This is a genomic window from Anoxybacillus sp. FSL W8-1294 (assembly GCF_037965005.1).
In the GTDB taxonomy this organism is placed as follows: domain Bacteria; phylum Bacillota; class Bacilli; order Bacillales; family Anoxybacillaceae; genus Anoxybacillus; species Anoxybacillus flavithermus_G.
In genome coordinates this window covers 751,818-770,585 of the sequence record NZ_CP150179.1, presented here as the reverse complement: position 1 = coordinate 770,585, position 18,768 = coordinate 751,818, and the positions used below count along the sequence as shown (strand labels likewise).

General features: G+C 40.8%; 17 protein-coding genes. All 17 read right to left on the bottom strand.

Annotated features, from left to right (window positions below; genetic code table 11):
* Position 1: 1 nt before the first annotated feature.
* A complete protein-coding gene (gene uvrC / locus NSQ23_RS04075) occupies positions 2-1,783 on the bottom strand; it encodes an excinuclease ABC subunit UvrC (protein ID WP_339173154.1) in 1,782 nt (593 codons plus the stop codon).
* Positions 1,776-3,176: a nucleoporin-interacting protein gene (locus NSQ23_RS04070; protein WP_339173151.1), complete on the bottom strand. Its 1,401-nt coding sequence runs from the start codon at positions 3,174-3,176 to the stop codon at positions 1,776-1,778. The genes uvrC and NSQ23_RS04070 overlap by 8 nt, the downstream gene beginning before the upstream one ends.
* A gap of 44 nt (positions 3,177-3,220) precedes the next feature.
* Positions 3,221-4,135 (bottom strand): FTR1 family protein, encoded by a 915-nt coding sequence (locus NSQ23_RS04065; RefSeq protein ID WP_077427939.1) that lies wholly within the window; start codon positions 4,133-4,135, stop codon positions 3,221-3,223.
* Between the two features lie 17 nt (positions 4,136-4,152).
* Positions 4,153-4,899: a hypothetical protein gene (locus tag NSQ23_RS04060; RefSeq protein WP_339173147.1), complete on the bottom strand. Its 747-nt coding sequence runs from the start codon at positions 4,897-4,899 to the stop codon at positions 4,153-4,155.
* Between the two features lie 77 nt (positions 4,900-4,976).
* Positions 4,977-5,699 (bottom strand): glycosyltransferase family 2 protein, encoded by a 723-nt coding sequence (locus tag NSQ23_RS04055; RefSeq protein WP_077427935.1) that lies wholly within the window; start codon positions 5,697-5,699, stop codon positions 4,977-4,979.
* Positions 5,699-7,138, bottom strand: a complete 1,440-nt coding sequence (locus NSQ23_RS04050; RefSeq protein WP_339173143.1) for an ectonucleotide pyrophosphatase/phosphodiesterase — start codon at positions 7,136-7,138, stop codon at positions 5,699-5,701. Before NSQ23_RS04050 ends, NSQ23_RS04055 begins: the two co-directional genes overlap by 1 nt.
* Positions 7,135-8,052: a lysylphosphatidylglycerol synthase transmembrane domain-containing protein gene (locus NSQ23_RS04045; protein WP_339173140.1), complete on the bottom strand. Its 918-nt coding sequence runs from the start codon at positions 8,050-8,052 to the stop codon at positions 7,135-7,137. The genes NSQ23_RS04050 and NSQ23_RS04045 overlap by 4 nt, the downstream gene beginning before the upstream one ends.
* Positions 8,042-8,989 (bottom strand): NAD-dependent epimerase/dehydratase family protein, encoded by a 948-nt coding sequence (locus NSQ23_RS04040; RefSeq protein ID WP_339173137.1) that lies wholly within the window; start codon positions 8,987-8,989, stop codon positions 8,042-8,044. The genes NSQ23_RS04045 and NSQ23_RS04040 overlap by 11 nt, the downstream gene beginning before the upstream one ends.
* 79 nt (positions 8,990-9,068) lie before the next feature.
* On the bottom strand, positions 9,069-10,280 hold the full coding sequence (locus NSQ23_RS04035; protein ID WP_339173134.1) for a hypothetical protein: 1,212 nt from the start codon (positions 10,278-10,280) through the stop codon (positions 9,069-9,071).
* A 125-nt stretch (positions 10,281-10,405) separates the two neighbouring features.
* Positions 10,406-10,720 carry a thioredoxin gene (gene trxA, locus NSQ23_RS04030; RefSeq protein ID WP_339173131.1) on the bottom strand — a complete coding sequence of 105 codons (315 nt, stop codon included), beginning with the start codon at positions 10,718-10,720 and terminating at the stop codon, positions 10,406-10,408.
* 146 nt (positions 10,721-10,866) lie between these two features.
* Positions 10,867-11,844: an electron transfer flavoprotein subunit alpha/FixB family protein gene (locus NSQ23_RS04025; RefSeq protein WP_091701400.1), complete on the bottom strand. Its 978-nt coding sequence runs from the start codon at positions 11,842-11,844 to the stop codon at positions 10,867-10,869.
* Between the two features lie 16 nt (positions 11,845-11,860).
* Positions 11,861-12,634 (bottom strand): electron transfer flavoprotein subunit beta/FixA family protein, encoded by a 774-nt coding sequence (locus NSQ23_RS04020; RefSeq protein ID WP_004889143.1) that lies wholly within the window; start codon positions 12,632-12,634, stop codon positions 11,861-11,863.
* A 15-nt stretch (positions 12,635-12,649) separates the two neighbouring features.
* A complete protein-coding gene (locus tag NSQ23_RS04015) occupies positions 12,650-13,417 on the bottom strand; it encodes an enoyl-CoA hydratase (protein ID WP_339173128.1) in 768 nt (255 codons plus the stop codon).
* Positions 13,418-13,455: 38 nt separating this feature from the next.
* The gene (locus NSQ23_RS04010; protein ID WP_339173125.1) at positions 13,456-14,037 is read right to left on the bottom strand and encodes a TetR/AcrR family transcriptional regulator; all 582 of its coding nucleotides are present in this window, start codon (positions 14,035-14,037) and stop codon (positions 13,456-13,458) included.
* Between the two features lie 97 nt (positions 14,038-14,134).
* The gene (locus NSQ23_RS04005) at positions 14,135-15,811 is read right to left on the bottom strand and encodes a long-chain-fatty-acid--CoA ligase (protein ID WP_339173122.1); all 1,677 of its coding nucleotides are present in this window, start codon (positions 15,809-15,811) and stop codon (positions 14,135-14,137) included.
* A 191-nt stretch (positions 15,812-16,002) separates the two neighbouring features.
* On the bottom strand, positions 16,003-16,410 hold the full coding sequence (locus NSQ23_RS04000) for a DUF350 domain-containing protein (RefSeq protein ID WP_339173119.1): 408 nt from the start codon (positions 16,408-16,410) through the stop codon (positions 16,003-16,005).
* 11 nt (positions 16,411-16,421) lie between these two features.
* Positions 16,422-18,767 (bottom strand): endonuclease MutS2, encoded by a 2,346-nt coding sequence (locus NSQ23_RS03995; RefSeq protein WP_339173116.1) that lies wholly within the window; start codon positions 18,765-18,767, stop codon positions 16,422-16,424.
* Position 18,768 lies beyond the last annotated feature (1 nt).

The following is an 18,768-nucleotide window of genomic DNA, read 5'->3' as shown; positions in this document are numbered from 1 at the left end:
GTCAGCTTTCGTACGTTTGAAGCGCTTCGTAAACTTTTTGGGCGATGTGTTTTGGAATATTTGCTTCTTGTATTTGTTCAACGGTCGCTTCTTTCATTTTTTTTATCGATCCGAAATGTTGTAATAACGCTTGTTTTCTTTTTGTACCAACCCCTGGAATTTGATCGAGGATGGAATGGAATGCAGATTTTGAACGAACTTGACGATGAAATGTAATCGCAAAACGATGCACTTCTTCTTGCATGCGCTGTAGCAAATAAAACTCTTGACTATTTTTTTCTAACGAAATGACGCTTGGCGGATCGCCGAACAATAAATGTGATGTGCGATGTTTATCATCTTTCACTAAACCAGCGATTGGAATCGATAATCCAAGCTCGCATTCTAACACTTCTTTTGCGGCTTGTATTTGCCCCTTTCCTCCGTCGACAACAATGAGATCGGGAAGCGGTAACCGTTCGCGCAACACGCGCGTATATCGCCGCCGAATCACTTCGCGCATCGACTCATAATCGTCCGCTCCTTGCACCGTTTTTATTTTATATTTACGATATTCTTTTTTTTCCGGCCTTCCATCAATAAATACAACCGTCGCAGCAACAGCATCTGTTCCTTGAATGTTGGAATTGTCAAACACCTCGATACGATGAGGCGTTGAAATCCCAAGCGCTCCACCTAGCCGTTCGACGGCACGAATGGTTCGTTCTTCATCACGTTCAATTAAAAAGAACTTTTCTTGCAGTGCAATTTGTGCATTTTTACATGCTAAATCAACGAGTTCTTTCTTTTTCCCGCTCTTCGGCTGCGTGACGCTCACCTCAAGCAATTTCATCGCCATTTCACCATCGATTTCTCGAGGTAATACGATTTCACGTGGCTTTAAATGGTAATGTTTACTGTAAAATTGGCCTAAAAATGTTAAAAATTCTTCTTCTGGTTCTTGGTATAGTGGAAACATTGATACATTTCGTTCGATGAGCTTTCCTTGCCGGATGAAAAAAACTTGTACGCACATCCATCCTTTATCGTATGCATACCCAAAAATGTCTCGATCAACAAAGTCGTGTAAAATCATTTTTTGTTTTTCCATCAATGCCTCAATGTACGCAATTTGGTCACGGTATTCTTTCGCCCGCTCAAACTGTAACTGTTCGGCTGCTTCCATCATTTTTTCTGTTAATGCCTCTTTTACTTCTTTATACCCACCGTTTAAAAAACGCGTAATTTGTTCAACAATTTGTTTATTTTCTTCCTCTGACACTTTATATTCGCACGGTCCTAAACATTGTCCCATATGATAATATAAACAAACTTTTTTTGGCATTTTCTCACATTTTCTTAATGGATATAAACGATCAAGCAATTTTTTCGTTTCATGGGCCGCTTGGGCATTTGGATACGGACCGAAATATTTCCCCTTATCTTTTTTTACCGTTCGCGTAATGATGAGACGCGGATGCGTTTCCCCTGTAATTTTAATAAACGGATAGCTTTTGTCGTCTTTTAACATGACGTTATATTTCGGATCGTATTTTTTAATTAAATTCATTTCCAAAATAAGCGCTTCTAAATCCGAGGACGTCACAATGTATTCAAAATCAGCGATTTCATTCACTAACCTGAGCGTTTTTCCATCATGTGTGCCGGTAAAATAAGATCGAACACGATTTTTCAGCACCTTCGCCTTTCCGACATAAATGACTGTGCCATGAGCGTCTTTCATTAAATAACATCCCGGTTGATCAGGTAAAATGGCCAACTTTTGTTTTAATTGTTCATTCACGTTTTTCCTCCTCTCTCCATTCATATACGGTGATGCGCCCATACACAGGGTCAGATAATAAACTCGATTCATACGTTCGAACAAAATGAATATATGGACGAACGTCTATGCCTTGCGCTTGAAACCCTTTAACGACATGATCAGTAACATACACTTTCGCATGTGGAAATGCCGCTTTTTCACGTTGAAAAACATCAAAAGAGAATACACGTTCATGCGGAAAAGAAACACGCAAATATTCAAGCACGCGCGTTTCCTCCCATGTGAGTAAAATAAAAGGCTTTTCTTTCTGTTCAAAATCATACGCCAACTGATATGTCGCTGGCAACTGTGTCGCTTGACGCTTAACCCCTTGTATGCCGATAATCGTTTGTGAGAGAAGTAAAATAAGCATAACAGTCAATCGAAAACGTGATGACGATTGAAGGACACTGACAAACAAAAAGAATGAAACAATGACGACAATCGGCAATATATGTCTTGGCTTTTCGATGTTTTGCGCAAACAACGCCCATAAAAAATATGTCAATAAAAATAAACGATACAAAGGTGGAAGCGTTATTCGTTTCCAAGTCATAACCAACAAAACAATAAAGCAACTCAGCAACCATATTGACTGCTTAGCCATACCTGTCCAAATGATATTATAAAAAATAAGCATAATAGCTCGTTTCCAAAACGGTGCTTCATCTGTTGAAATCGCTCCACCCCATTGTGTAAAATGCCCTGTTGTAAATGAAAAAGCTAACTGCAAAAACCCCTCTCCCTCCGTCGTAGCCACTGCCATAATCCAAATAAATTGAAATGCAACCGCAATGAGACTGTATAGCAGAAGTTTCTTGAAGCGATATGCTCGCTTCCACCAAACATATAAAATACCAATCCCAAAAGGAATGTACGATAAACGAATACCAAGCATAACGCTAAATAGCCATAACGGAAGCAATTGCACACCGACACGATCCGAGTGAAGCGCACGTTGTAAACTCCATACGTACCACCATAAAACAGCGAGTGCGCTTCCTTCCGACATCGGTTGTGAAACGATTAACATGACGTAGCTAAGCGATTGGACGAGTGCAGTAACGACCCATGCGTACTTTTTTTCCACAAATGTTTTGGCAAGCAAATAAATAGGGATCGTCGCACTCATCATGAGCAAACCGTTCCAAATGGCCAACGCTTTAGCGGGATTGTCGACAAATGAATGAACAAGCATCCCCCCAAAAATAAAATACGGATACCCTGGGAAATGCGGCTGCATCGCAAGCAAATCATACCGATCAAGCGCCAAAGCAAAGTCCACTTCATCCCACGTTGCAGCAAACGGACTAGCATAGACGAAACATGATATATACACAACAACTAGCACAATAATTGAAACGATTCGCACAATAAACCCTCCTAAGCAAAAAAGTACAAGGTTCCCCTTGTACTTTACATCACTTGTTGTTCAAGCACCTTCTCATTTTGTTCGTTTTTTTCTTCTTTTTTGCCATAACGTGTTTTTACAAGTAAATAAATGACGATAAAATAGCCGATGTACGCTAATACTTCTTCAAGTGACGGCATCGATGAGTAACCGAATAACGCCTTAAGGAAAATGCCAACATCCCCAGATAGAATAGGCTCTTGACCTGTGTCGCGCACGAAATGTTCGTGGTCAATCGGGTGTTCCGGCATAAACCAAGTAATATCATAAACGTGCGGCATGACGCTGCCGATTATTTTTAAATCTTGTAGCATCGAAATGCCTTGTACGAGCAATCCGGCCGCAATCAAAATAATAAATGCACCTGTCACTTTAAAAAACGTTTTTAATGGTACACGCATCGTTCCTTTAAAGAACATATAACTTACAACAGCAGCAATCGTTAACCCTGTAATCGCACCCCATCCTTGCACCGCCGCTCCGATGTTTCCACCTGTAATAGCAGCGAAGAAAAAGACCGTCTCCACTCCTTCACGCAAAACAACTAAAAACGAATGCATGACCATACCAAATACGTCGCCTTTGGACACATATTTGCTCATTTTTCCTTCCATACTACTTTTTATATCTTTACTATGTTCCGCCATCCAAAAAACCATTTGCGTCAACAAGATGGAAGAAATAAAAATAATGCTCACTTTTAAGTACATTTCGCTTGCCATCGTTGAAAAGCCAGTAAGTACGACTTGAAATAACAAGGCGACAATCGCACTTGCAAACACGGCTAACCCTGCACCGAGCCAAACATATTTCACATAGCGCGATTGATCAATGCGCTTTAAATACGATGTAATAATCCCAACAATTAATAGCGCTTCTAACGCTTCACGAAACGTAATGAGCAGTGCTTGAACTTCCAAACTAAACGCCCCTTTCTTTACTTCCGTTTCCTTACGGCATACACAACAACCGCCACAATGACCATAACGATAGCAATAATCGGTATCCAGTTTTTCACATCAGACAAATCCGTCCATTCTTGCTTTTTTGCAGCAGCTAGTCGCTCTAAATCTTCTTCAGTAAAATGACCCGTTTCAATATTTTCTAATTCAAATTGATCTTGCAATGCTTGCAAAATGACCTTCTTGCTTTCCTTAAATTGATTGATGTTTGACTCTTTTTTTCCTACTCCGAACAACCCTGGATTTCCGAGCGATTGAAGAGCAATGTCAAACTGTTGTTTTAATTGTTCATCAAGCTCCGCATCTTTTTGTTGCACGATTGGAGAAAGTGCTTTATATGTAGCAAATGCTTTTGCTAACAAACGTTTGCTTGTATCATAGTTATCGAAGTTTTTCTCTATATTTTCTAAACGGCGGGCAACGTTTAACACAAGCACTTTTTGCATCGCTGAAACGATCGTATCTACATCTTTATTTTCAATTGCCTCCAAAATAATGGCAGAAGGTTCTGGCCCCATATGCATATCAATTTCTTCTTGTACCGTTTCATAAATCGCCTTTACTTCATCGAATTTTTTTTCTTGTGCTTTTGCCACCATTTCTTTATAAGCTTCAGCAACTGCTTCTTCGTTCGGATCACCGTATGAATAAGCGAACGAAGAAATAGGGGCTGAAGTGAAAATTAATATCATCGACAAATAAAAAAGTAAAAAGTGTTTCACTCCGATCTCCTCCTTCGATGATAATGATAATAATTATCATAATTATTGTCAAGAAAAAAATGCTAGAGAATCACTCTCTAGCGTTGCTGAACAGAACGTATTTGTTTTCGCTTCGTCGAACGGCACATTTCTTTCACAATAGCCGGGATGACATGCTTAAGATAAGCTGTAAATTTAATAAACGATTGCCCTGTCGTTCTTACTTGATATACAATCGGTACTTCTTTTAACCGAAATCCTTTCCGCACTAGGTTTAACGTCAATACTTGTGCATAGTTGTAGTCATGAATAATTTCTGCTTCTTCCATCGCTTGTCGCGAAAAAGCTCGCATGCCTGATTGACCGTCGTAAATCCATGTTTTTAATAACAGCGATTGAATAAACGTGAATATATAATTTCCAATGCGGCGATGCCACTTCATTCCGTGAATCGTCCCTAAAAAACGGGATCCCATCGTATAATCTGCTTCGCCACGTAAAATAGGCATAATGAGATCAGGAATTTGTTCGGGTGGATATTCATTATCGGCATCAATCATCACACCGATATCTGCACCGAGTTCAACACATTGTTGTAAGCCGGTACGTACAGCAGCCCCTAATCCGCGATTTCGTTCGTGTCGATAAACAAAATCGGCTCCTGCTTGTTTTGCTACATCAACGGTTCGATCCGTTGATCCATCGTCGACAACAAGGACAGACACTTCTATATTCGGTTGCATTTGTCTTGGAATACGGCGGATCACCTCACCAATCGCTTCTTCTTCATTATGTGCAGGCAAAAATATAACGACTTTCATCATTTCCCCTCTTTCTTTAGCGCTTCAACTAATACAGGGCCACGACTATGGCTCGGATATGGTGCCCCTAGCAAATAAGCAATCGTTGGAGCAAGAGAAACGAGACTATGTTTTTCGTCAATGCGTTTCCCTTTTTCAATCATTGGACCGTACATGAAAAATGGAACGTATCGCTCCCCCTCATCTAAATGACCATGTCCCCCAATTCCGTCTGCTTGTCCATGGTCCGCACAAACGATAAATGTCGTATTTTCTGCTTTCCCTTGTTCATGCAACCATTCGAAAAATTGTTTGATCAATTGATCAACTTCTTCAATTTTTTGTACATACTCATCATAATGTACACCGCGGCTATGACCCGTTTGGTCCGTTCCAATAAATTGAACGACAAATAAATGTAAATCTTGTTCGGTCATGATTTGTTTCGCACGCTCCATAATGTTACGATCTGCGACATCGTTATGCATGACAGCTGTAACCGTTTCGACATCATTTCCTAGGGAATCGACAAGATGAGCGATGCCGAGCACTTTTCCTTTTTTTCCTACTTTTCGGAGCGAATCAAAAATACTTTCGACACGAATACCTAGTTTCCATACCATATTTGAACGAATGCCGTGTTCAAATGGGTATGTTCCTGTAAGCATCGATGTAAAACAGACGACCGTACGTGCAGGATATACCGTTTCCATTTGCGTAAAGTCCGTCCCATTCGCACGAAGCGACTTTAAAAATGGGGCGTTTGCTTGCTCGAAACGATCTTTCCTCATTCCATCAACAACGAGCACAATGACGCGATCGCTCAACGGTTGATCATTTGGAGGCACGTTGTCCGTATAACGTTCAATCACTTTCGGTTTCCAATCAAATAAATAACGGTGCAAAATAAACGACCATACAAAAACAAAGGCGTAAAAAGCAATAAATGACGGAACATGTATGTCATGTTGTACTCCATATTCCCATACAGAAAGAAGAAGCAATACTTTTGGCAATTGTTCCTGTGCATTCCCACTTGTTGAATCACTATTTTTCAATACAAGTTTCCAAAAACGAGTAAAATTCAACCACGTTGTTCCAATACGTAAATGATAGTATAATGTTCCCCAAAAGAAAACGGTGAAAAAGAAATAAAGACTAACAGCAAGCAAAAGTAAACCTGTCGGAACAAACGACCAAATCATTAGAAACACAACGTACGGAACCCATAAATAGTTACGTAAAAATAACGGATAGTCATATACGTAGTACAATACAAAAAGCGGGATAGTAAACAGTAAGCTATTCCATAACTGCTTTCCTTCTTCAAAAGTGATACCATCAAACAAATGAAAAAGAACCATCGTTCCTATAACAAAAATCGGAGTAAATGGCTTTCCTTCATTTAATAAATTCCAACATCTTGCTGCTACTTTTTCAAATTTTGATGCCTTTTTCACGCTGCCTCCTCCTTTCGAACGAATGCCCATAGCGTCGGGATGCGCCACCATACGTATAGCCCAACGACATAAGAAAATAAAAATTTAAATAAATGAGTCGCCAATGCAAGAGCATATGCTTGTTCCCAATATGAATGAATACGAGTTAACGCGAACGCCATAACTGCCTCATATGTCGCTAGTCCTCCTGGCGTCATTTGAAATACTTGTCCACCAACCGCCATACTATTTACCCACAACGCTTCGGAAAACGACAGAGGAAAAGCGACCATTTTCGCCATTTCAAACAAAACGACCGCTTCACATATCCAACTAAAAACAATAGCAACAACAATCAACACAAAACGACGGCTTTTCCATATCATGTTCCAATGTTGTTTATGTTTTTGTAACCATGACAAATCGATGCGTCGAAGGAGGAAAAACAAAAAAACAATACCACCAAAAATGAGGGGGAAAATCATGGCGGAACGGATAATCATATGCATGTAAACAATTGCTCCTAAAAAAGCAAAGAAAAATAACACGATCAAATCTAAAAGGCGCAATACAATGACCGACTCGGCAACAATCGAAAATGGAATGCGATTTTGTTTTGCACATATGCCAACGCGAGCGACATCGCCGATTTTAATTGGAAATATATGATTTATGAATAAACTAGCAAATAACCCATCAATGCACGTTTGAAAACGGGCTTGCGGCAAATACCATTTCCACGCCATAGCACGTAACACAAAAGCAAAACTATACATGACAACCATATAACCTGTATGCCACGGTTGTGAAACAAGCTTGTGCATCAGATCAAACAACAGTTGGGCATCAAAGTGGTGAATCGTCATCCATATAAACGCTACAATACATATGAGGCTAATGAGTCGCATCAAAATCTTTATTTGTTTATTTTTCATATTGCTTCGCCCATTCAATCGTCTTTGCCAATCCTTCCCGCAACGATACGCGCGGCTCGTACCCGATTTTTTCTTTCGCTTTTGTAATATCAGCCCATGTAGCGACAACATCGCCAAGGCGAGGCGGTTCGTAATGAACGCGCATATGCGGAAAATGATTGCGCAACTCCGCAAGCAATTGCTTCATCGTCACAGGTTGACCAGCCCCTAGGTTAAAAACATCACTTTCGCCTTTTCGTTCTATTGCTTGAATCATTCCAGCAACAATGTCATCAATGTACGTATAATCGCGTGCTGTATGATCACCGTAAACGGTAACTGGCTCATCACGTAACAATTTGCGAATAAACTTACTAATCGCCATATCCGGACGTCCCCACGACCCATATACTGTAAAATATCGAAAAATTGTCATCGTATAGCCATATATGTGCGCATATGCGTGGCAAAACGATTCGGCACTATATTTCGCCGCTGCATACGGAGAAATGACTTGACCGGTTGCCATTTCTTCTTTTAATGGCTGAAACGCTCGATTGCCGTATACGGAAGAAGAAGAAGCAAATAACACATGTTGAACTTCCGCTTCTCCTGCTGCTTGTAATACATTGACGGTTGCTTTCACATCGTAATCAATATATGCTAATGGCCTCGATAACGATGGCTGCACGCCTGGTAGCGCGGCTAAATGGAATACAATATCTGGTCGATGATGGAAGAAAATTTGTTTCAACGAATCCAATTGTAAAATGTCTACATTGTAAAAATGAAAAAAGCCAACATTCTCTATTTGTTGAAGCTGACGTTGTTTCCGACGCGTTGAATAATATGGATGAAAATTGTCGATCACGATAAGCTCATGCTCAAGTTCAAGCAATTTTCTCCCTAAATGACTGCCGATAAAACCTGCTCCACCTGTAATACATACTTTTGCCATTTGTGTAACTCCTTCATCGTTCGTCGCCTTACTATTGTATCACAACAAAAAAGCCGCGTGTTATGCGCGGCTCTTCTATTTATTGAACAATAGTACTTACAGCATCAAGCACAGCTTTACTATGTTGAGCAGCTTCATCTTTTTTGTTTTCTGCAATAGCGTTATACCATTTTTCTGCCGTAGCAAACACGTCTGCAGCTTTTTGCTCGCCCAATTTTGCTTTCACATCTAATTCAATTGCCTTTAAGAACATGTTTCCTTCTAACGCTTTTACTTTCGCTTCAACAACGTTATTCTCATCTAACTGCGCCGGTGCTTTTTCATGATAGCCTTTCATTTTACCAAACAACGCTTTGGCGAATAATGCACCCACTTCTTCTGCTTTAATGTTTTTATAATCGTTATTTAATGATAAAATTTCATCTAAGCGAGTTGTCGCCGCTTCATCTCCTTCAGCTAAAGAGCCTTTGATCGCTTGTAAAAAGCCCCATGCTTCAGCTTGTTGACCTTTGAGTTCATCTTCTGCCTTACCTTCTTTCACACCAGCTTCAATTTTTTCAGCATATGATTTAGACGCTAAATAGTAACTACGATAAATAGATTTATCTGTCAATTGGATGTACACTTTAAAATCATCTACGTTATTCGCTTTTAACGCTTCTTCTTGCGCTGCTAAACCAGCGTTAATGCTTTGCTCGAGGCTAGATTCTCCCGTTAATTGATAATACTCATCCCGTTTCATTGCCGTTGGAACGAAAATTTCCGCTGCTAGCAACTTAATTTGGTCAAACAATGTTGTCGCTTTTTGTTGATCACCAGCTTCAAGTGCTGCTACAACATCTTTTTGCAGTTTCTTTTGCAATTGATAAAAATACGATTGCGTTACTTTATCAACAATTTGACGGGCTGGATGAACGTTTAACTCTCCGCTTTTTCCACCTTGAATCGCGGCTTCAATCGTTTGCGCAAATGTACCATCTAGTTCGTTAATTGGTTTTTGCAACTGCTCGACATATGTTTTTTCTACAAGATTCCAGTCAACTGGCTGTCCTTCTTTTGCTTTCTCGGTTTCCGCTTTGATTGCTTTATAAGCATCAATGAACGTTTGAACATTTACTTGTTCTTCCGCTTGTTCGGTTTCAGCAGGTTGTTGCTCTTCCTGTTTTTCTTCTACTTTTGTTTCTTCCTTCTTCTCTGTCGTTTCTGTTTTCTCCGCATTTCCGCAACCAGCCAGCACGCCACCTGCTAATAAAAACATGGCAAACACAGCTTTTAATTGACGTTTTTTCATTTCGTATGTATCCCCCTTTTTTGATAACGATTATCATTAACCGTTATCATTATAGTAGAGAACGATTTTCAGTGTCAATATAAAATTTCAAAAAAAATACCTCGGATGTCTCCGAGGCATGTCGATTATAAATGTTTGCTTAAAAGACCAACAAGCGATTCTTTCGGTTGGAAGCCAACAGTCTTGTCGACTACTTCTCCATTTTTGAACACGAATAGTGTTGGGATGCTCATCACACCGTATTTTCCAGCTGTTTCTGGGTTATCATCTACATTGACTTTTACTACTTTCACTTTGCCGGCAAGCTCGCGATCTACTTCTTCCAATACAGGTGCAATCATTTTGCAAGGTCCGCACCAAGGTGCCCAGAAATCAACGAGCACAACACCATCTTTTACTTCGTTAACAAATGTTTGATCTGTTGCATTTACAATAGCCATGTTTCATTCCTCCTTAAATATTTCCGTTCCATGCACATAGTATACCATTGAACGTATTCATTGCGCCAATCTTTTGCTTCGCTTCTACTATTTCCTTGTCGCAAAAAAATATGCTGAAAAGAAAAGGCAAAGCATGATGCTCTGCCTTATGCATGTACTTTTATTTTTTTAAATTCTTCGATTAAAAGTGGAACGACTTCAAACAAGTCACCAACAATCCCATAATCCGCCACTTTAAAAATATTCGCTTCAGGGTCTTTATTAATCGCCACGATTACTTTTGAGTTAGACATGCCTGCTAAATGTTGAATCGCCCCTGAAATACCGCACGCAATGTATAAATCCGGCGTAACAACTTTTCCTGTCTGTCCAATTTGAAGCGAATAATCACAATATCCTGCATCGCATGCCCCACGCGATGCTCCAACCGCACCGCCAAGCACGTTCGCTAATTCTTTCAACGGCTCAAATCCTTCCGCACTTTTCACGCCGCGACCGCCGGCAACGATCACTTTCGCTTCAGATAAATCGACGCCTTCCGCTGTTTTTCTCACAATATCACGAACGATTGTGCGTAAGTCTTTAATGTCTACTTGCACATCGACAACCGCACCTGTGCGACTTTCATCTTTTTCAAGTGGAGCGATATTGTTCGGACGAACAGTCACAAACATAAGACCGTCTGTCACGATTTTCTTTTCAAACGCTTTACCAGAATAAATCGGTCTTGTAAAGACGATATTTCCACCTGTTGCTTCAACAGCGACAACATCAGACACAAGACCAGACTGCCATTTAGCCGCAAGTTTTGGCGATAAGTCTTTTCCGAGCGCTGTATGTCCAAAGACGATTCCTTCTGGTTTCTCTTGCTCAACAACAGCTTGCAATGCTTGGGCATAACCGTCTGGCGTATACGTCGCCAATTTTTCGTGTTCAACAACAATCACTCGATCCGCACCGTAAGCAATCAGCTCAGGAGCTAATGAGCGAACGCTCGCTCCGACAACGACAGCGACAACTTCTCCGCCTTCAGCGATCGTTTTTGCAGCGGAAATTGCTTCAAATGATACGTTACGCAATGCACCGTCACGCACTTCTGCTAATGTTAATACTTTTCTTGCCATGCTCCCCATCCCCCTATTAAATGACTTTTGCTTCTGTATGAAGAAGTGAAACGAGTTCTTTTACTTGATCGGCAATATCTCCTTGCAAAATTTTTCCCGCTTCTTTTTTCGGTGGTAAAAAGATTTCAATCGTTTTCGTTTTCGCTTCTACGTCCTCTTCCTCCAAATCTAAATCATCAAGCTCTAGTTCTTCTAACGGTTTCTTTTTCGCTTTCATAATGCCCGGCAATGACGGATAACGCGGCTCATTTAATCCTTGTTGTGCTGTTACTAATAATGGTAAAGATGTTTCAATAACTTCCTCGTCACCTTCAACATCGCGCACAACTTTCACGTTTGTTCCGTCAATTTCTAACTTCGTAATTGTCGTGACATAAGGAATACCTAGCAATTCAGCAACGCGTGGTCCAACTTGTCCAGATCCGCCGTCAATCGCTACATTTCCAGCTAAAATTAAATCAGCTTCTTTATCTTTTAAATATTCCGCAAGCACTTTTGCTGTTGTATATTGGTCACGATTTTCTACATCATCTTCAATGTTAATGAGCACGGCTTTATCTGCCCCCATGGCAAGCGCTGTACGAAGCTCTTTTTCTGCATCTTCGTTCCCAATTGTAACAACTGTCACTTCGCCACCGTGCTGATCGCGCACTTGAATCGCTTCTTCAATCGCATATTCATCGTATGGGTTGATGATGAATTCGGCTCCTTCTTCGCTTACTTTTCCGTTTTGAATGACAATTTTTTCTTCCGTATCAAATGTACGCTTCATTAATACGAAAATGTTCATGATTCTCTCCCCCTTTTATTTTCCTTGAAACTGTGGTGTCCGTTTTTCGATAAATGCTGAAATGCCTTCTTTCGCATCTTCCGTGACAAAAACTTGTCCAAACAGTTGCGCCTCTTTTTCAACGCATTCATGGAACGTTTTTGTGCGAGCTTCATTAACTAGCTTCAATACCGCTTGAACAGAAATCGGGCTCTTTTGAGCAATTTTTTGTGCAAGTTGCTTCGCTGTATCAAGCAATTGTTCTTCTGGGACGGCTTTGTTTGCTAGTCCCCATTGAACAGCTTCTGTACCTGTGATCGGTTCGCTTGTCCACATCATTTCTAGCGCTTTTGCCATACCGACATGACGCAATAAGCGTTGTGTTCCTGCAAATCCCGGAATGATGCCGAGCTGCAATTCTGGTAAGCCAAGTTTGGCGTTTTCTGCTACGATGCGCAGATGGCAACTCATAGCTAACTCGAGCCCTCCGCCAAGTGCAGCACCGTGAATCGCTGCAATAATTGGTTTCGGAAACTGTTCAACTTTTTCCATTATTTGTTGACCGGCACGAGCAAGTTCCGCTGCTTGTTCGCTCGTTTCAATCGCTGTAAACTCTTTAATATCGGCACCAGCTGAAAAAAATCTTCCTTCTCCGTGAAGAACGATGACACGTACTTGTTCGTCTTCTTTTAATGCATCAAGTCGTTCTGAAAGCTCTTTCAAAACAGAAGATGCTAAAGCGTTTGCTGGTGGCCGGTGAAGTGCTAAAATCGCCACATACCCCTCTTGTTGAACGGAAAACATGTTCCCCCTCCTTCGTGTATATCGGAAGGTTGTCGTATTTACACACAACAACCTTTCGTTAACAATTGATGAACCGGTTTCGCTAATGCAACGAGATCATATTTTTGCTCATTCATGACCCATGTTGTCACCATTTCGTCAATCGTTCCAAAAATCATTTGACGAGTGAGACGCACATCTAAATCTGAACGAAATTCCCCTTTGTCAATTCCTTCTTGCACAATGCGATCGACAACTTTTAAGTATCGTTTCAAAATTTCATTAATTTTCAGACGTAATGACTTATTCGATTGGCGAAGCTCCAACTGAGTAACAATCGCTAAATGTGGATCTGCCGCTAGCATTTCGAAATGCTTTTGAATCAACAAGAACAACTTCTCCGATGGGCTCGAAATTCCTTCTATTTCTTCTTCAATTTTTTCGATGAAGTAGCCCATTTTTTCTTGAAACAATGAAATTAAAATATCCTCTTTATTTTTAAAATACAAATAGATCGTCCCATCCGCTACACCGGCTTGTTTCGCAATTTTCGATACTTGCGCTTGATGGTAGCCGTTTTCAGCAATGACAATCACAGCTGCATCAATAATTTGTTTAAACTTCGGTTTGTCACGTTTCAACTTTGCATTCTCCCTTTTAAAAATATGAATGAATAATCATTCATATTTTTATTTTAAAGAGAGACCAAAAGCGTGTCAAGAAAAAAACAATCGCCGCTCATTTTTGTTTTTCTTTTTCTTCTTCCACAAGCGTACGGCGCAATATTTTACCAACTGCTGTTTTTGGCAATTCTTTTCTAAATTCATAAATGCGCGGCACTTTATAAGCAGCTAATTTACTTCTCATAAATTGGTCAAGTTCTTCTTCTGTACACTGCTCTCCTTCTTTAAGCACAATAAACGCTTTCACCGTCTCACCACGATAAACATCTGGTACACCGATGACGACTGCTTCTTGCACTTTCGGATGCTCATACAACACTTCTTCTACTTCGCGTGGATATACGTTATAACCGCTTGCGATAATCATATCTTTTTTTCGATCTACAACAAAGAAATAACCTTCTTCATTCATATACCCTAAATCGCCCGTATACAACCAACCGTCACGAAGTGTCGCTGCTGTTTCTTCTGGTCGGTTCCAATATCCTTTCATGACTTGTGGTCCACGAACGACAATTTCACCGATTTCATTTACGTTTGCTTTCTCTCCTGTTTCTAACGAGACGATCATCGCCTCTGTGTCTGGCCAAGGCACACCGATACTTCCTTTGATTCGTTTTCCGTCCCAAATAAAGTTGGAATGCGTCACAGGGGATGCTTCGGTTAAGCCGTAACCTTCAACAATCTTCCCACCTGTTACTGTTTCAAATTGCTCTTGCACTTCAACTGGAAGCGGAGCTGAACCGCTAATACATATTTTAATTGACGATAAGTCGTATTTTTTTAAATTCGGGTGGTTGAGCAGCGCAATATAAATCGTTGGAGCGCCTGGAAATAGCGTTGGTCGTTGTTTTTCAATCGTTTTTAACGTCGTTTCGACATCAAACTTCGGCAATAAAATCATTTTATATCCTTCCATAATGGATAAGTTCATGACAGCTGTCATCCCGTATACATGGAAAAACGGAAGTACACCAAGAATCGATTCGTTCCCGCGTTCACATTTATACATCCACTTCGCACACATAAACGTGTTTGCTGTTAAGTTGTAATGTGTTAACATAGCAGCTTTCGGAAATCCAGTTGTTCCGCCTGTATATTGGAGGAGGGCAATGTCTTCTATCGGATCCACATCCGTCTCTTTCACTTTCCCACTCGCAAGCGATAAGGCTTTTGTGAATAAGTGGCAATCTCCTTCATGTTTGACGCGTACAATCATCCCTGTTTGTTTCTTTTGTACAAATGGATATAACACATTTTTCGGAAATGGTAAATAATCTTTTATACTTGTAATGATCACATGTTCAATTTTTGTATGCGCTTTCACCTTTGTGATTCTTGGATAAAGTAAATCAAGGCTGATAATGACTTTCGCACCGCTATCATTTAACTGATATTCTAACTCTCGTTCCGTATATAACGGGTTCGTTTGAACAACGATGCCACCAGCAAACAAAATAGCGTAGTAACTGATGACAGCTTGCGGACAATTCGGCAACATAATGGATACACGATCCCCTTTTTGTAACCCGAGCTGTTGCAAATATGAGGCTAGCTTGATCGCTTGCTCGTATATTTCTTTATATGTCAGCTCCTTCCCCAAAAAGTGAATAGCTGTTTTTTGCGGAAACTGCTCCGCCGCTTCCCTCAAAAATTGTTGCAACGGCTTGCGCGGATAATCAATGGAATGAGGAACTTGTTGAGGATATAACGCTAGCCATGGCTTCTCCATATCGTTTCCCCCTTTGTTATAAGATTATTTATATTTTATAATATTTTCTGAAATTTTTGTATTAAAAAATAAAAAAGGTGCCTGCTGACACCCTTTTATGCAAAAAACGTGAGATATATGACACCAATAAGCAAAAATACACCGCACAATACGAGCAATACTTTCGCTAACGTTTCCATCTGTTTCTCCTCTCACCTTATACTTGCTCCGATAACAAACGACAAGCCGATAGAAATAACCATAGAAATAAATCCTACCGCGCGATTATCGTTGGCAATCTCCTCATCAACATTAAATTTCGGAGTTAAAAACTCGTAAATAAAATAGCCAATGAGCAGTAAGACGAAGCCATAAATTCCCCAGCCAATCATCGTTAAAAGTGAATCATGATGCCCAATCGCATAACGGAAAATATTTGCAATACCAAATATTTTCCCCCCGGTTGCCATCGCTACTGCCATATTTCCTTTTTTGATTTCTTCCCAGTTTTTGTACTTTGTCACAAGTTCAAAAATAGCTAGAAATAAAACTAAACATAAAATAACAACGCTAAAATTAGCGGCAATATAAATGATCTCATTTTCCCAAAAAGTGCTCATAGTTCCTCCCGTTATTGTAATTCGACAATGGTGACGCCTGTTCCCCCTTCAGTCGCCTCACCAAATCGAATGCTTTTTACCGAGCGGTGGTTTTGTAAATATTGTTGCACTCCTTTTCGAAGTGCTCCTGTTCCTTTTCCATGAATGATAGACACGCGCGGATATCCTGCCAACACCGCATCATCAATATATTTTTCGACACGAAGTAACGCATCTTCATATCGCTCACCACGCAAATCTAATTCTAGTGGAACGTGATAGTCGCGTCCTTTTACGGTCGCAATTGGCTTTGTTTCAATCGGTGCTGGGCTGCTTACATACAGCAAATTTTCTTCATCCACTTTCATTTTTAAAATGCCGATTTGCACAAGCCACTCTTTATCGGATACTTTCTCAATCAACTGCCCTTTTTGATTGAGATGAATGACTTTCACTTCATCGCCTGGGTGTAATGATTGCTTTGCTTTTTGCGCTTGTTTTTTCTTTTTTGTATCGATTTGCGGAATCGCTTCTTCTAACTTTTTACGTGCATGAATAAGTTCGTGTTCTTTTAAGACAGCCGCTTGCTGTTTTTGCATATCGCGCAAATGTTGAATCACTTCTTCGGCAGTTTTCATCGCTTTTTTTACAATTTCTTCAGCTTGCTCTTTCGCTTTTTCCAACAAGCGATCGCGCTGTTCATTCAGCTCGTTCCACTGCCTTTCTAGTTCATTTCTCAATTGCTCTGCTTCGTGGCGGAGCCGCTCAGCCTTCTCCCATTCTTCTTCCGCGCGCTTTTTACTTTGTTCTAATGAAGCAATCATATTTTCAACTTCATTGCTTTCCGCGCTAATGTACGTACGGGCACGCGCAATAATATGCTCGTCTAATCCGAGGCGACGAGAAATATCAAGCGCATTGCTTCGTCCTGGAATACCGATCAATAGTTTATACGTTGGACTTAACGTTTCGATGTCAAATTCGACACTTGCATTCATGACGCCACGACGATTGTATCCGTACGCTTTTAATTCCGGATAATGCGTCGTTGCTACAACCCGCGCACCGCGATTGTGCACTTCATCTAAAATGGCAATTGCTAATGCTGCACCTTCTTGTGGATCCGTTCCTGCTCCAAGCTCATCAAATAAAACAAGGCTATGCTCATCCACTTGTTTTAAAATGTCGACGATATTGACCATATGAGACGAGAACGTACTTAAACTTTGTTCAATTGACTGTTCATCGCCAATATCAGCATACACCGCGCGAAATACAGCTAATTGTGATCCATCTAACGCCGGCACTTGCAATCCTGCTTGCGCCATAACGGTGAACAAGCCGATTGTCTTTAACGTGACTGTTTTTCCCCCTGTGTTCGGTCCTGTGATCACCATCGTCGTGTAATCACTTCCTAGTTCAATATCATTCGGGACAACTTGATCAGGCGAAATGAGCGGATGGCGAGCTTGGATGAGACGAATATATCCGCGCTCGTTCATCGTCGGTTTTGTTGCTTTAATCGCCTTTGCATATTTTGCTTTCGCAAACAAAAAGTCAAGCTGCGCAAGCACTTCAACGTTTTCCATAATTGTTGTCGCTAACTCGCCGACAAAAGCTGACAATTCACTTAAAATTCGCTCCACTTCTTGTTTTTCTTTCATGCGCAATTGTTGGAGCTCGTTGTTTAATTCGACAACCGACTGCGGCTCGATAAATAACGTAGCCCCAGATGAAGACTGATCGTGTACAATGCCGCCATACGTATGGCGATATTCTTGTTTCACTGGGATGACGTACCGATCGTTACGAATCGTAATGATTGCATCTGACAATGTTTTTTGCGCTGATGATGAACGAATAATACTCTCTAACTTATCGCGCACTCGTCCTTCAATCGTGCGCAACTGTTGGCGCAATGAACGCAGGCGGTCGCTCGCCCCGTCAAGTATTTCCCCACCTTCATCAATACAGCGGTATATATGTTGCTCAAGCTCAATGAGCGGAACGATTTGCTCGGCATATGCCATCATATACGTGAGTTCTGCCTCTGTTCCTTCTACAAATTTTTTTAATTGTCTCGCCGCTCGCATCGTGCTTGCGATATCAAGCAGTTCATGTGGACTGAGCATTCCTCCGATGCTTGCACGTTTCGTTTGCATCCGTATGTCAAATATACCACCAAGCGGAACATGGCCACGTAAACGAAGAACCGTTGCAGCTTCATCCGTTTCTTCTTGCCAGCGCACCACTTCTTCTACATGTGATGATGGCATAAGCGCTACGACTTTTTCTTTTCCTAACGAAGAAGATACATATTCCGCAAGCTGTGCTTTCACTTTATCAAACTCAAGAATGTGTAATGTTTTTGCGTGCACT